This window comes from Caproiciproducens sp. LBM24188 (genome assembly GCF_054130445.1).
The window spans coordinates 608,053-623,287 of sequence record NZ_CP196862.1 but is presented as its reverse complement, the minus strand read 5'-3'; the positions used below and the strand labels follow the sequence as shown (position 1 = coordinate 623,287).

The window sequence follows — 15,235 nt, the reverse complement described above, 5'->3', positions numbered from 1 at the left end:
GAGCGGCAAACTAGTCCTTTTCCAGCACCTTTACAATTTCACCAATAAAGACTTTATGGTAATCCTTTGCCGGATAATTTTTGGCGTCAATGGTTGGGTCAATAAAACCCGCCGGGTCAATCTGCTGGCCGTGCAGCTTACGGCAGATCAGCACGGTTTTTGCCTCTTCAAAATACGGTGCGGCTTCCGAGTAAACCGTAGTCAGACCCGCGGCTTTAATTTTGTCGCCGTCGCGGCCGGAGTGGCTTCCGCAGTAACTCAACGCTTCCCGGCAGCTGCTGCCGAAAAAGCTCAGGGAATAGTAGTCCTCCCGTTCCAGGAACTCCATGGTATAGCGCTGGGGACGAATAAAGAGAAACGAAACGTATTTGTTCCACAGCACGCCCAGGCCGCCCCAGCTGGCCGTCATGGTATTGCACTTTTCGGCGTTGCCCGCCGTGACAAGCATCCATTCCTTATCGATCTTTGTAAACGGATTGAAGCTCAGCTTCTGAATTTCCGTTTCATGAAACATATGACTGCCTCCATTCGGTTATTTGATTGGCGGGACCGGTCTGCACAGAAAAAGTCTGCCGTTCCCGCTGGAACAGCTTCTTTTTCGGTCTGCAAACGGGCCCCGGTGAATTGTATTCCTATTTGGACTATTTTATCAATTATTTTATCATAAATAAACCAACTTTCCAATGTAAAATCGGCCATAATAAAAGTACTTGAAGGAAAACCGGAAGGCGGGATGGATTTTTCCAACCCTGCGTTTGGGTACTTCCAACAACGTGCAGGAATGGAATCCCTCTCGTTTTTATGAAATACGGATATAATGAATATTTATGCATTTTATCCTTGATTTTCTGTATAATCGGTGTATAATTAAACCATAAGAAACGAAATGGGGGCTTGTCAAATGGAACCGAAAATTAAAAAAGTTGTTCTCGCCTATTCGGGCGGACTGGATACTTCGATCATTATTCCCTGGCTGAAGGAAAATTATGACAACTGCGAGGTCGTTGCCGTTGCCGCGGACGTAGGACAGGGTGCCGAACTGAACGGATTGGAAGAAAAAGCAAAAAAAACCGGCGCTTCCAAGCTGTATATCGCCGACCTGAAAAAGGCGTTTGTAGAAGATTATATTTGGCCGACCCTGAAAGCCGGGGCGGTGTATGAAAACAAATATCTGCTCGGAACTTCCTTTGCAAGGCCGCTCATTGCAAAACGTCTGGTAGAAATCGCCCAGGCAGAAGGTGCCGACGCCATTGTGCACGGCTGCACCGGAAAAGGCAACGACCAGGTTCGTTTCGAACTGGCCATCAAGGCGTTTGCTCCGAAAATGAAGATCATTGCCCCCTGGCGGGAATGGAACATCAAATCCCGCGACGAAGAAATTGATTATGCGGAAGCGCATAAAATCCCGCTGAACATCACGCGGGAAACCAACTATTCCAAGGACAAAAACCTGTGGCACCTTTCCCACGAGGGCATGGACCTGGAAAATCCGGCAAACGAGCCGCAGTACAACAAGCCTGGCTTTTTGGAGCTGGGCGTTTCTCCGGAACAGGCACCCGACCAACCGACCTACATTACCCTTACCTTTGAAAAGGGTGTTCCCGTCGCGCTGGACGGCCAGAAACTGTGCGGTGTTGACATGATCGCAAAGCTGAACGAAATCGGCGGCGCCAACGGCATTGGCATTGCGGATATTGTAGAAAATCGCTTGGTCGGCATGAAGTCCCGCGGTGTGTACGAAACCCCCGGCGGCGCCATTCTGTACCATGCCCACAACAAGCTGGAAGAACTCTGCCTGGACCGCGACACGTACCACTACAAGCAGGGCGTGGGTATTAAGTTCGCGGAACTGGTGTATTTCGGCCAGTGGTTTACCCCCCTGCGCGAAGCGCTCTCCGCATTTGTGGAAAGCACCCAGCAAACCGTAACCGGCGAGGTTAAGCTCAAGCTTTACAAGGGCAACATCATCGACGCGGGCGTTACCTCCCCGTATTCCCTCTATGATGAGGAGATTGCGACCTTCAGCGAGGACGAAGTCTACAATCAGGCGGACGCCTCCGGATTTATCAACCTGTTTGGCCTTCCGATTCAGGTTCAGGCTATGAAAAAGCTGAAGAAATAAACTGAAACCGATTCTTTTCCGTTCCGGGTGCGCGGTACTCCGTTCGCCCGGAACGATTTATACAAACGTATAGATAAATAGATAATTTTGACGATTCCAAACCGGAAGGAGTATGCGGCATGAAACTTTGGGAAGGCCGCTTGCATAAAGCACTGGACCCGAAAACCGACGATTTCAATTCTTCCATTTCCTTTGACCAGCGTATGGTGCGGGAGGACATTGAGGGCAGTATCGCCCACGCAACCATGCTGGCCTCCTGCGGTGTGTTGGAAGCACAGGAAGCCGAAGCCATCTGCACTGAACTAAAGCACATTCTTGCACAGGTAGAAAGCGGCGAACTGCCCATTGACCAAACCGCAGAGGACATTCACACCTTTGTAGAGGGTGAGCTGACCGCCCGGCTGGGCAGCACGGGCAAGCGTCTGCACACTGCCCGCAGCCGGAATGACCAGGTTGCGGTGGATTTACGGCTTTACCTGAAAAAGCAGTGCGACGCCTTGTATGACCAGCTGAAAGAGTTGGTGGTTGTTCTCTGCCGCAAGGCGCTTGCCCATTCGGACACCGTCATGCCGGGCTACACGCACATGCAGCGGGCGCAGCCCGTCACGTTTGGGCACCATCTGCTGGCGTATGCCGAAATGTTCCAGCGCGACCTTTCCCGCCTTGCGGACACCAAAAAGCGCATGGACGTCTGCCCGCTGGGCTCGGGCGCACTGGCCGGAACAACTTATCCGCTGGACCGGGAACTGACCGCTTCCCTGCTCGGCTTTTCCGATGCTTCCCAAAACAGCCTGGACGGCGTTTCCGACCGTGATTTCTGCTTGGAGCTTGCATCCGACATCGCCATTGCCATGGTGCACCTTTCCCGCTTTTCGGAGGAAATCATCCTCTGGTGTTCGTGGGAGTTTAAATTCATTGAACTGGACGACGCGTTTTCCACCGGTTCCAGCATTATGCCGCAGAAAAAGAACCCCGATATTGCGGAATTGGTTCGCGGCAAAACCGGGCGGGTGGTCGGCGACCTGACGGCTCTGTTGACCATGATGAAAGGTCTTCCGCTGGCCTACAACAAAGACATGCAGGAGGACAAAGAGGCCATTTTCGATGCAGTGGATACCCTTCGCATGTGCCTGACCGCCTTTATCCCCATGGTGGACACCATGAAGGTCCTGCCGCAAAACATGCGGAAAGCCGCCGCAAATGGGTTTATCAACGCGACGGACTGTGCAGACTATCTGGTGGGCAAGGGGCTACCGTTCCGCGACGCGTACCGGATTACGGGTGACCTGGTCGCAGAATGCATGGAACATGGGCTGACCTTGGAAACGCTTCCGCTGGAAACCTACCGGAAATATGACCCACATTTTGACGAGGGGATTTATGAAGCCATTTCGCTGGACACCTGTGTGAACGGCCGGAAGGTACTGGGCGGCCCGGCAAAGCAGAACGTGGAGGCACATGCCAAGAAAATTCTGCAGGTCATGGGGGCCGGCCCCGCAGAGAAATCTTCGGACAAAATCGGATAACCGACAGAAGCATCGGTCTTTCCGGGCAAAACTGGGAATAAACAGATGAGGGGTGACGGGAATGATAAAAGCAGGAATTGTAGGTGCAACGGGCTACGCCGGGGCAGAACTGGTCCGGCTGCTGAGCGGGCACCCGCAGGCACAGGTTGCGGCAATCAGCTCGGTCAGTTTTGAGGGGCAGCCGCTTTCCGACATTTACCCTGCGTACTTTCATTGCTGCGACAGGGTCTGCGGCACGCAGGAAGAAGTAGTGGAGCAGTCGGACGTTGTGTTCGCAGCGCTTCCGCATGGACTTTCACAGGAATTGGCAGCGCAGTGCTATGCGGCCGGAAAGGTCTTCATCGACCTTGGCGCGGACTTTCGGCTGGAAAATGAAGCCGATTATCAGCAATGGTACGGCGGAAGCTTTCGGTACCCGGAACTGCATGATTTGGCAGTTTACGCTCTGCCGGAGCTGTTCCGGGAGCAAATCCGCGGGCGAAAGATCATCGCCAACCCAGGCTGCTACACCACGGCGGTTCCGCTGGCGCTGGCCCCGGCGTTGAAAAACGGGTATATTGAAAATGAGGGCATCATTGCCGACTGCAAAAGCGGCGTGACCGGTGCAGGCCGCAAGCTGACGCAGAACACGCATTACCCGGAACTGAACGAGGGCCTGAGCGCCTATAAGGTGGCAAGCCATCGGCATACGCCGGAAATGGAGCAGAGCCTTTCCCACGTGGCGGGCCAGCCGGTCAAGCTGACCTTTGTCCCCCACCTGCTCCCGGTCAACCGCGGCATTCTTGCCACCTGCTACGCCAGACTCAAGCCGGGCATTACGCTGGAACAGTTGGAACAGGCGTATCAGGCGCAGTACGAAAACGAATATTTCATGCGGCTCCTGCCGAAAGGGAAGGAGGCCGACATTAAAAACGTGCGCTATTCCAACTTCTGCGATATTTCGCTCCACGTGGATTTACGCACCAATACATTCATCGCCATTTCCGCCATTGACAACATGGTCAAGGGCGCGGCCGGTCAGGCCATCCAAAATATGAACCTCGCATTTGGTCTGGAGGAAACCACCGGACTGAAGCTGTTCCCGCCGGCGTTTTGATTCGAAGTACATTCCGTGCAGGAATGAATCCTATTCAGAGTTTGGAGGCATCCCCATGAAATACATTGAAGGCGGTGTAACCGCAGCAAAGGGCTTCTCCGCATCTGGTATTTACTGCGGCATCCGCAAAAACAAATCGAAGCCGGACCTTGCGCTGATTTATTCCGACGTGGTCTGCTCCGCGGCGGCGGTTTACACGCAGAATCTGGTTAAGGGCGCACCGATTCTGGTCACAAAACGGAATTTGGAAAACGGCACGGCGAAGGCGGTCATCTGCAACAGCGGCAACGCGAACACCTGCAACGCCGACGGCGAGCAAAAGGCGTGGGCTATGTGCCAGCTGACTGCGAAGGAGCTTGGCATTGCACCCCAGAACGTAATAGTGGCCTCCACCGGAGTCATCGGGCAGGTGCTGCCCCTGGAGCCGATTCAAAACGCGCTCCCCGCGCTGGTAAAGGCGCTTTCCCCCACCGGCTCCGCCGATGCGGCGAAAGCCATTATGACAACCGATACCGAACTGAAAAATCTTTCCGTCGAGCTGGAAATCGGCGGCAAGCCGGTGCGCATTGGCGGCATTGCGAAGGGTTCGGGCATGATTCACCCCAACATGGCGACCATGCTCTGCTTTTTAACAACGGACGCGGCCGTTTCCCCCGCTGTGTTGAACTGTGCGCTGCACGAAGCGGTGCGGGACAGCTTCAATATGATCAGCGTGGACGGCGACACTTCCACCAACGACATGACCTGCATCCTGGCCTCCGGTCTGGCAGGGAACCCCGAAATAAAAGAAGGAACCCCGGAGTACGCCGCGTTTACGGCCGCGCTGAAAGAGCTTTGCACCGCGCTGGCGCGTAAAATCGCCAAAGACGGGGAAGGCGCCACCAAGCTGCTGGTCTGCAGGGTTACAGGGGCAAAAAGCGACACCGACGCACGGCTGACCGCAAAAGGTGTAATCTGCTCCAGCCTGTTCAAGGCCGCCATGTTCGGTGCGGACGCAAACTGGGGCCGCGTGCTCTGCGCCATCGGGTACAGCGGAGCAGACACCGACATTACCAAAGTAGACGTTTCGTTTGCATCCTCCGCAGGCCGAATCGACGTCTGCAAAAACGGCGCTGGCCTCGATTTTGACGAGGACACCGCCAAACAAATTCTGTCCCAGGAGGAAATCAACGTGGAGATCACCCTACACGACGGAACCTTTTCCGCCGAAGCGTTCGGGTGCGACCTTACTTATGACTATGTAAAAATCAACGGAGATTACAGAACATAATTCCGTGAACAGAGAACAGTTTACAATGAACAAGGCACAGGCAAAGGCTTCCGGTTTTTAAGAAGAAACAAGTGACCATACCATTCTGTTTCTTTTGTCCCTTGTTCACTGTTCATGCTTCATTGTTTTTGGGGGTACAGGATGGAGATCAGCAATACCGACCGGGCCAAAGTTCTGGTGCAGGCCCTGCCGTATATACAAAAATACGCCGGAAAAACCGTCGTTGTGAAATACGGCGGCAACGCCATGATTAACGAGGGTTTAAAGGATGCCGTCATGAGCGACATTGTCCTGATGCAGCTGGTGGGCATCAATGTCGTTCTGGTGCACGGCGGCGGGCCGGAAATCAGCGCCATGCTGAAAAAAATCGGAAAAGAAAGCCGGTTTGTCAACGGCCTGCGCGTGACCGACGCAGAAACCATGGAGATTGTTCAAATGGTGCTTGCCGGAAAGGTCAACAAAGACCTTGTGCAGCTGCTGGAACGCCACAACGGGCGTGCTGTCGGCTTCTGCGGACTGGACGGTGGGCTGCTGAAAGCAGAAAAACTGATTTCCGGCAGCGGCGACCTTGGTTATGTTGGGAAAATCACCGAAGTTGACACACAAATCATTTCTGACGCGACAAAAAACGGGTACATTCCGATTGTCTCCACGGTGGCGGGCGGAGCAAACGGCGAGGTGTATAACGTGAACGCCGACATCGCCGCGGCACGCATTGCGGCACAGCTGGGCGCGCTGAAGCTCATTCTGATGACGGATGTGCGCGGTCTGCTGCAGGATAAGGACGATGAAAACACCGTCATTCCCGTAGTAAATGTAAGCGAGGTGCCGAAGCTGCAGCATGACGGCATCATCTGCGGCGGCATGATTCCCAAAATCGACTGCTGCGTAGAGGCGGTGCGGCGCGGCGTGGGCCGGGCGCATATTATTGACGGCCGCATTCCGCACTCTATTCTAATTGAGTTGTTTACCGACGAAGGCATTGGAACCATGCTGTATTAATGAAGGATGGGAGGTCCGCTTTATGAACACCCTGGAAGAAATCAAGGAACAGGATCATCGCTATCTTATGCAGACCTACGGGCGCTTCGACGTTGCCCTGGTTGCGGGACACGGCGCAACCGCCGTCGACTGTGACGGAAAGGAATACATCGACTTTACCAGCGGCATCGGCGTTAATTCGCTGGGGTACAGCGACCCGATCTGGGCACGCGCCGTGGCGGAGCAGGCCGCAACGCTCCAGCACACCTCCAACCTGTATTACAGTCCGGTGCAGGGCAAGCTGGCCCAAAGGCTCTGTGAACTTACCGGCTTTTCCAGAGTCTTTTTCGGGAATTCCGGCGCGGAGGCCAACGAATGCGCCATTAAGCTGGCGCGCAAATACGGCACCGAAACCCGGGGCGCAACGTGTAACCAGATTCTAACGCTGAACAATTCGTTTCACGGGCGCACCGTCACCACGCTGGCCGCGACCGGCCAAGAGGTTTTTCATCGCCACTTCACCCCGTTTACGCCGGGATTTGCCTATGCGGAACCCAATCTGGAAAGCGTGAAGGCGAACCTGACCGACCAAACCTGCGCGGTCCTGATCGAGCTAATTCAAGGTGAGGGCGGCGTTCTGCCGCTGGAACCGAAATTCGTAACCGCGCTGAGCAAGCTTTGCGCGGAACGCGACATCCTGCTGATGGTCGACGAGGTACAAACCGGCGCAGGCCGGACCGGCAGGCTGTACTGCTACCAGAATTACGGGATTCAGCCGGATGTAATCACCTCGGCAAAAGGAATTGCCGGCGGTCTGCCCATGGGCGTGTGCCTGTGTACGGCACGCCTGAAAGACGTGCTCGGCGCGGGGATGCACGGTTCCACCTTCGGCGGGAATCCGGTAGCCTGCGCGGGCGCACTGGCCGTATTGGAACGCGTAGGAAACGAAGCGTTCCTGCGGGAAGTCGCACAAAAGGGCAGTTACCTTGCCGCCCGCCTGAATGCCATGGATGGAATTGAACTGGTACGCGGCATGGGCCTGATGCTCGGCGCAAAACCGAAGCAGGGCTCCGCCAAAGAGATTGCCGCCGCATGCGTAAAAAACGGCCTGCTGATTCTGACCGCAAAGGACGTTCTCCGTTTCCTCCCCCCGCTCACCATTACCAAGGAGGAACTTGACAAAGGCCTTGCCGTTCTGGAACAGGTTCTTGCTGGGGAAAAATGAAGCCCCCAGTATTCCACTATCGATTCATAAAATATCAAATATATAGGAGGGTACTATGAAACATCTGCTGAAAATGCTTGACCTTACCAGTCAGGACATCACCGACATTCTGAATCTTGCCGATCAGCTCAAGTATGAGCAAAAACACGGCATCAGCCACCGTGTTTTGGAAGGCAAAACACTGGGTATGATTTTTGAGAAGGCATCCACCCGCACGCGCGTTTCCTTTGAGGTAGGGATGTATCAGCTTGGCGGCCTGCCGATTTTTCTTTCTGCCAATGACCTTCAAATTGGCCGCGGCGAACCGGTTCAGGACACCGCCCGCGTACTCTCCCGTTATTTGGACGGCATTATGATTCGTACCTTTAAACAGTCGGAAGTGGAAAGCCTTGCCGAAAACGGCAGCATCCCCATTATTAACGGGCTGACCGATTTTGCGCATCCCTGCCAGGTGCTGGCGGACTTAATGACTATCCGGGAATACAAGGGCAGCTTGGACGGACTGAAAATGTGCTTTATCGGTGACGGCAACAACATGATGAACTCGCTGATTGTCGGCTGCCTGAAAATGAAAATGGAGGTTGCCGTGGCGTGCCCCTCTGGCTACAAGCCGAACGCCGCCGTGCTGGACTTTGCCGTGGCGCACCCAGCATTCAGCATCACCACCGACCCGCTGGAGGCAGCAAAGGGCGCAGATGTGGTCATCACCGACGTATGGGCCTCTATGGGGCAGGAGCAGGAGGCGCAGAAACGCCGCGAAGCCTTCCAGGGTTTCCAGATTAACGACGCGGTTATGGCGGCCGCCAAACCGGACGCCATAGTGCAGCACTGCCTGCCCGCACACCGCGGAGAAGAAATTACCACCGAGGTCTTTGAACAGCACGCAGCGCAGATTTTTGACGAGGCGGAAAACCGCCTGCACGCACAAAAGGCTGTTCTGGTAAAGCTGCTGGGCAAAAAATAAGGGCCGGTGCGCAAAACGCGCACACAGCCCGTAAGGATTTTTTTCGGAGTAAATTTGATTTGTTCCCGGTTTCACACGGTTCCCTGCTCCTGATTCTCCAAAAAGTGTTCTATTGCGTCAGCACGCCGTTGTCCGAAATCTGAAGAATCAAAATTTGCTCCTCATAACCGGTGTTGGCATTGATATAGACCAAAACACGGTCGCCATTGCTCCCTTTGCACCGGAATTCATAACAAAGCACTTCATGCAAGCCGGGGGTTGGGATTAGCGCCAGCTCTCGGCTTTCTACTTTCAGGCGCGGGCTGACATTCTTCTGCGCCTCGTCCGCCGTCAGCTTGGGGGTCAGCTTCCGCGTGGTATGGTTCATCAAGTACCCAACCGAATCAAACCCAACAATTTCGCCGTTGTCCAGCGCAACCTTTACTTTAATCAAATCGGGGTAACAAACAATGTTGTCAAGCCGATAAGCGTAATTGATAACGCACCGGCCGTCCGTAATCACATAATAACTTTCCCGCATGTCCGTGATTCCGCGGGATTTCAGAAAGGCTTGCGCAATTTTAGAAGCGTCCTCATAAGTCAGCTTTTCCGACGTAATGTCGCGGGAATTCTGCATTTCCGAAATATAGCCCCCGTTTTTGGTAACGGAAATGGTCACCGTGCCGTCGTTCGTTGTAAAATTATATGTGGGCATATTCCCGGCCGTGTCCTGCGTATGCTTCAACTGTTCCTGCTTCAGTCCCAAAAACTCTGCCGCGGTATTCTGCGCGTTGCCCTGAAGCAGTTCGCTCTTCCCCTGCGTCATCTTCGGCTTTCGCTGCATAACATGGTCGGAAAACGGCCCGTCGTAAATCAGCGTGGGAAAATCGGTAAAATCGTTGGCGGTTTTCTCCAGTGAGCCGGTCAGTTCCGTTGGTTCCACATTCGTGTTGATATTCATCAGGTCCGACTGCAGGGCTTTGGCGTACTTTTCCAAATTTAGCATGGTGCCGTATTCCTCATCGGTAATTTTCTGATGGGCGGAAACCTTGTTGGAAAGCGTCATGGCAAAATCACCCACCTGGGTAATAAATTTGCTGACCTTGTCCATGGATGTGTCGGTAATCGGCAGTGTGGAAATGGCCGCCTTCGCCATGCTGCTTTCGCGCATCAGCTTAGCCGCCAGCCCATTTTGCTGTGTGGCGGTATTGGCATATGCCGCCTTGTCGATCGTAGTTCCAATGTTGTCCACGCTGCCGTTCAGGTCGTTGAGCGCACGCTGATAATTCTGATTCAGCTGCATTTTATAACGGTTTGCCGTCATATATCCCGAAACGGTGGTGCAGCCCAACGTTACAATCAGCGCGCAGACAAACACAATCCCGAAAATTTTCTTTTTGTTCATTCCAAATCACCCCATGCGGATATTTTTCACTCTACCGCACAGTTTATACACTAAAAGGAGCGGAACTGGAAAAGTTTGAATACTCGGTTTTCCAATCAAAATAGATGAATCTGCAGCCAGCGAAAGGATGGTAACGCCATGAAAAAGCCGCTGATCGGCCTTACTCCTCTGTACGATACAGAACAGGAAAAATTATGGATGCGCCCGAACTATATGGAAGCCGTGGAGGCGGCCGGTGGAATTCCGCTGGTGCTTCCGCTTTCGAAAGACCCGGCGGACATTGCCGCGCTGGCCCGTTTGTGCGACGGGTTCCTATTCACCGGCGGCCCGGATGTGCACCCCGCGCGGTTTGGCGAGGAAACGCTCCGCTTCTGCGGCGCCATCAACGAGCAGCGGGACAAATTAGAACTTGCCCTCCTAAACGAGGTGCTAACGCTTCAAAAGCCGGTGCTCGGCATCTGCCGCGGCATTCAGCTGATTAACGTCGGCCTGGGGGGAACCCTGTATCAGGATATTGCAGCCCAGGTGGAAGGGCTGCCAGTGGCGCACAGCCAGCAGCGCCCCTACACCGTACCGATTCACACGGTAACCGTGGAACCTGACACGCCGCTTGCGGAAATAGCCGGGCCGGGGGAACTCTTGGTTAACAGCATGCACCACCAGGCCATTCGTGAACTGGCGCCCTCCCTGCGCTGCGCCGCCCGCTCGAAAGACGGTTTGGTAGAATGCGTCTACCTACCGGGTCATCCCTTTTTTCTGGCGGTCCAGTGGCATCCAGAATACCTGTGGAAAGAGTATCAGGTTCAACAAAAAATTATCAATCGGTTTGTCGACGCATCCAAAACTTAAAATTTGTACTATACGAAACAAGGTGGATATGCTATTATAAGATGTAATATAGGATTTTGCCTATAATTGTCTTATTTTGAATATATTTTTATATAAAATTTAGAATGGACGGGGACGGTGATGATGTGGATTGGCATTATGAAACAGAATTGGTTTCCCTTGTCCTGCTTGTAATAATTTGGATTTACTCTCATGGATATAAAATGGGATTTTCCATTCGGAATCGTATTTTCCAAAGTTGTTACTATACGCTTTTTTTCTCTATGACCGTCAATGTGCTTTATCTAATCATGTTTACGTATCATTCACATTTCGTTACATGGCAGCTTTTAGCGGTATGGACGGTTCACCAGCTTGCAACAGCACTTTGTTCCACTGTCTGCCAGCTGTATGTGCTGGCTTACGTGTATGAAAACACCACCGGAAAATTCCTTTGGAATTTTCTGCTGTCGCTTTTGCCGTACGCAGGCTTTCTTGTTCTAATCTGCCTGAACCCGGTGACCGGCTCCTTGCTCCGGCTGAACGGGGACGGCTTAGCCATGCACGGACCGCTTTATTTCTTGGTTTACGGCATTCATTACCTATACGCGCTAATCATGGTAATCACCATTTTCAGCCACTTGCGCAACCTCCCGGCAGGGGCGCCGAAAACGCTTCTGTTTTTCCCTTTCACGATCACCGTGGTTGCGGTACTCCAATATCTTTTCCCGCACATCATCCTCAGCGGTTACGCCAGCGTGTGCGTTCTTCTCGTTGCCTATCTTTATCTTCAGAATAATAGAATCTGGGAGGACCAGCTGACCGGCCTGCCCAACCGGGTGGCCTACCTGCAAACCCTAAACTGGAGGATCCGTCAGAAACGGCCGATGACTGTTATGGTGGTATCCCTGAATGACTACAAATTTATCAACGATAAATTTGGACAAGCCAACGGCGATTTTCTTCTGAAGTCAATTTCCTCCTACCTGAAATCCGTCGTTTCCCCCAAAGACGTTTACCGGTTCGGAGGGGATAAATTTGCGGTGATTTTTGACGAAAACCGCATCAACACCTGCCTGACCGATATTAGCCGCATTGCGGAACGGTTTAACCATGTGTGGGAAATTCCCGGCAATGTCTGCCACATCAGCGCGGCCATTGGTGCAGCGCAGTACCCGGCTTCCGCCTCGAGCAGCGGCGAGCTGGTAAGCATGCTGGAATCTGCTGTGGAACGCGCGAAATATCTGGGCAGCGCGCAGCCGATTTTCTGCGACCGGGAGATTATCGGGCAGATTCGCCGCAAGCACACACTTTATGAAATCCTGCGTTCTGCGCTGGCAAGCAATCGTCTGGAAGTGTACTACCAGCCACTGTACTCCATTTCCCGCGACAGCTTTACCGAAGTGGAAGCATTGGTCCGAATCCGAGACGACAACGGGAACTTCCTTTCCCCGGAAGAATTTGTCCCGTTGGCGGAAGAAACCGGGCTGGTGGTTGAAATCGGCTATGAGGTTCTAAAACAGGTCTGCGAATATATCCGCAAACTGCTACAGCGTGGCTTTCCGTTGGAAACCGTATCGGTTAACCTATCGATTTCCCAAATGATGCGGCCGGATTTTGTCCCGCGTGCGCTGCAGATCATCCGTGCCAGCGGCGTTTCCCCCAGCCGTATTATTTTTGAAATCACCGAAAGCCTCTTGGTTAGCAACTACGAAATGATTTCGGAAAAGATCCGGCAGCTCAGCGATGTTGGAATCCGTTTCGCGCTGGATGATTTCGGTACCGGTTATTCCAACCTGTCGCACGTAATCGACCTGCCTTTTCAAATGGTAAAAATCGATAAAAGTCTAATCTGGGATTCCATGAACAATTCGAAATGCTATATAATGGTGCGGGACATGTCAAAAATCTTCCGGAGTATGAATCTGACCGTAACCGCCGAAGGCGTGGAAACGGCAGACCACGACCGCTTTGCAAGAATTTGCGGATGCAGCCGGATTCAAGGGTTCCGGTACGCCCGCCCTCTGCCCGGTGAAGAAGCGGAAAAATACCTTGGCCGAAGCAGAACGGAGCTGACTGATTTGGGCAAAATATCCTCTTTCGATGCGGCTTCCCACCAGATGGACGTTCACCCTGCTTGAAAACCATTGATAAATCGCCGTGGAAAGAAAACCAAATAAAAGCCCTCTGATAAATTTTAAAACGAGGGCGCTGCGCAACGAATCGGATTCATCGCGCGGCGCTCTCGTTTTTACTTGCTATTTCATATTAGGAAACGTATAATATTCATGGCCGGCCCCGAAGATCCCGGAAAACGGGCCGCGTCGTTCCGACTGCCGGAAACGGTTTCACGGCAGTTCAAATACACAATCCGGAGGTATGAAAATCGAATGGATATAACCGCATTCTATGAAAATATAAAGGGAAAAACCGTCGCTTTCTGCGGAATCGGCGGAAGCAACCTGCCGCTGGTGAAAATTTTCGCTCAAAAAGGCGCGTTGGTTACCGCACGTGACCGCCGTGACCGAGAAGCGCTGGGAAAAACAGCGGATGAGCTGGAGCGCATGGGTGTCCGCCTTCAGCTTGGAGAAGATTATCTGAAAAATCTGGAGGAAGAAATCATCTTCCGCACCCCGGGCATGCGCTACACCCTGCCCGAACTGGAACAGGCCCGGCGCCGCGGCAGCGCGGTTACTTCCGAAATGGAGCTTTTCTTCGACCTGTGCCCCTGTAAAATCGTTGCCGTAACCGGCAGCGACGGAAAAACCACCACCACCACCATTATTTCCGAAATGCTGAAAGCTTCGGGAAAAACGGTGCATTTGGGCGGAAATATCGGGAATCCTCTTCTTCCGGAGGTGGAAAAAATCCAGCCGGACGATATCGCTGTGGTGGAACTTTCCAGCTTTCAGCTGATCTCCATGCGCCGCAGCCCGGATGTGGCGGTGGTCACAAACGTATCCCCAAACCATTTGGACGTGCACAAGGATATGCAGGAATACATCGATGCGAAAAAGAACATTCTGCTGCACCAAAATGCGTTTGGGCGCGCCGTGCTGAACTGCGACAACGCTATTACCCTTGGGTTTGCAGAGGAAGCACGCGGGGATGTGCTGATGTTCAGCCGCAAACAGCGCTGCGCGCGCGGTGCGTGGCTGAGTGAAGACGGAGAAATCGTATTTACTAGCAACGGCGTGGATACCCCGGTGATGAACGTGTCCGAAATCAAAATACCGGGCGGGCACAACATTGAAAATTACATGGCGGCCATCTGTGCCCTGTGGGGCTGGGTGGAACCGGAAACCATGGCCAAAATTGCCGCTGAATTCAGCGGCGTGGAACACCGCAGCGAATTTGTGCGGGAGCTGGACGGCGTGCGTTACTACAACGATTCCATCGGCACGACACCGAGCCGCACCGCAATGGGAATGCTTTCCCTGTTTGACCAGAAAATCATTCTCATCGCCGGCGGATATGATAAAAAGATTCCGTTTGACAGCTTTGGCCCGGTTGTTGTGGACCGCGTGAAGGTACTGGTTCTGATGGGTGCCACCGCCGATAAAATTGAGGCCAGCGTAAAGGCGGCTCCGCAATACCGGGAAGGCAGCCCGGAAATCATCCGCGTTCATTCGTTGGAAGAAGCGGTAAATGCCTGCCGGAAAGCGGCTGTTGAGGGGGATATTGTAGCGCTCTCCCCTGCCTGCGCCAGCTTTGACATGTTCCCGAACTACGAAACACGCGGGGAAGAATTCAAGAAGCTGGTAAACCTGCTATAACAGGAAATCGCAGCCGTAAATGACCATGAATCGTAAAAGCAAGTAGGATTGTTTGCGAAACTT

Annotated in this window: 12 protein-coding genes; 10 read left to right on the top strand and 2 right to left on the bottom strand. The window is 53.2% G+C overall.

Translation table 11 applies throughout. The features are described 5' to 3' along the window. Positions 1 to 10: 10 nt before the first annotated feature. Positions 11 to 514: a flavin reductase family protein gene (locus ACSVDI_RS02865; RefSeq protein WP_457944570.1), complete on the bottom strand. Its 504-nt coding sequence runs from the start codon at positions 512 to 514 to the stop codon at positions 11 to 13. A 387-nt stretch (positions 515 to 901) separates the two neighbouring features. Here ACSVDI_RS02865 and ACSVDI_RS02860 point away from each other — a divergent pair, with 387 nt between their 5' ends. The 7 genes from ACSVDI_RS02860 to argF all read left to right on the top strand — a co-directional run bounded on the left by ACSVDI_RS02860 (position 902) and on the right by argF (position 9,184). Then, entirely contained in the window at positions 902 to 2,122 is a 1,221-nt protein-coding gene (locus tag ACSVDI_RS02860) for an argininosuccinate synthase (RefSeq protein WP_457944569.1), read from the top strand. A 119-nt stretch (positions 2,123 to 2,241) separates the two neighbouring features. Next, positions 2,242 to 3,648 carry an argininosuccinate lyase gene (argH, locus tag ACSVDI_RS02855; protein WP_457944568.1) on the top strand — a complete coding sequence of 469 codons (1,407 nt, stop codon included), beginning with the start codon at positions 2,242 to 2,244 and terminating at the stop codon, positions 3,646 to 3,648. Positions 3,649 to 3,709: 61 nt separating this feature from the next. After that, on the top strand, positions 3,710 to 4,744 hold the full coding sequence (gene argC, locus ACSVDI_RS02850) for an N-acetyl-gamma-glutamyl-phosphate reductase (protein WP_457944567.1): 1,035 nt from the start codon (positions 3,710 to 3,712) through the stop codon (positions 4,742 to 4,744). 55 nt (positions 4,745 to 4,799) lie between these two features. Continuing rightward, positions 4,800 to 6,014 (top strand): bifunctional glutamate N-acetyltransferase/amino-acid acetyltransferase ArgJ, encoded by a 1,215-nt coding sequence (gene argJ / locus ACSVDI_RS02845; protein ID WP_457944566.1) that lies wholly within the window; start codon positions 4,800 to 4,802, stop codon positions 6,012 to 6,014. Between the two features lie 141 nt (positions 6,015 to 6,155). Beyond that, on the top strand, positions 6,156 to 7,016 hold the full coding sequence (gene argB, locus ACSVDI_RS02840) for an acetylglutamate kinase (protein WP_457944565.1): 861 nt from the start codon (positions 6,156 to 6,158) through the stop codon (positions 7,014 to 7,016). A gap of 22 nt (positions 7,017 to 7,038) precedes the next feature. After that, complete coding sequence (locus tag ACSVDI_RS02835; protein WP_457944564.1) at positions 7,039 to 8,220, top strand: acetylornithine/succinylornithine family transaminase; 1,182 nt, start codon at positions 7,039 to 7,041, stop codon at positions 8,218 to 8,220. A 55-nt stretch (positions 8,221 to 8,275) separates the two neighbouring features. Beyond that, positions 8,276 to 9,184, top strand: coding sequence for an ornithine carbamoyltransferase (gene argF / locus ACSVDI_RS02830; RefSeq protein WP_457944563.1), 909 nt, complete (start codon positions 8,276 to 8,278; stop codon positions 9,182 to 9,184). Between the two features lie 109 nt (positions 9,185 to 9,293). On the opposite strand, the gene ACSVDI_RS02825 is transcribed toward argF, so the two are convergent. Continuing rightward, positions 9,294 to 10,568 (bottom strand): PepSY1/2 domain-containing protein, encoded by a 1,275-nt coding sequence (locus ACSVDI_RS02825; protein WP_457944562.1) that lies wholly within the window; start codon positions 10,566 to 10,568, stop codon positions 9,294 to 9,296. A gap of 138 nt (positions 10,569 to 10,706) precedes the next feature. Here ACSVDI_RS02825 and ACSVDI_RS02820 point away from each other — a divergent pair, with 138 nt between their 5' ends. The 3 genes from ACSVDI_RS02820 to murD all read left to right on the top strand — a co-directional run bounded on the left by ACSVDI_RS02820 (position 10,707) and on the right by murD (position 15,172). Beyond that, the gene (locus ACSVDI_RS02820) at positions 10,707 to 11,417 is read left to right on the top strand and encodes a gamma-glutamyl-gamma-aminobutyrate hydrolase family protein (protein WP_457944561.1); all 711 of its coding nucleotides are present in this window, start codon (positions 10,707 to 10,709) and stop codon (positions 11,415 to 11,417) included. 125 nt (positions 11,418 to 11,542) lie between these two features. Next, positions 11,543 to 13,537, top strand: coding sequence for a putative bifunctional diguanylate cyclase/phosphodiesterase (locus ACSVDI_RS02815; RefSeq protein ID WP_457944560.1), 1,995 nt, complete (start codon positions 11,543 to 11,545; stop codon positions 13,535 to 13,537). Between the two features lie 249 nt (positions 13,538 to 13,786). Further along, on the top strand, positions 13,787 to 15,172 hold the full coding sequence (gene murD, locus ACSVDI_RS02810) for a UDP-N-acetylmuramoyl-L-alanine--D-glutamate ligase (protein WP_457944559.1): 1,386 nt from the start codon (positions 13,787 to 13,789) through the stop codon (positions 15,170 to 15,172). Positions 15,173 to 15,235 lie beyond the last annotated feature (63 nt).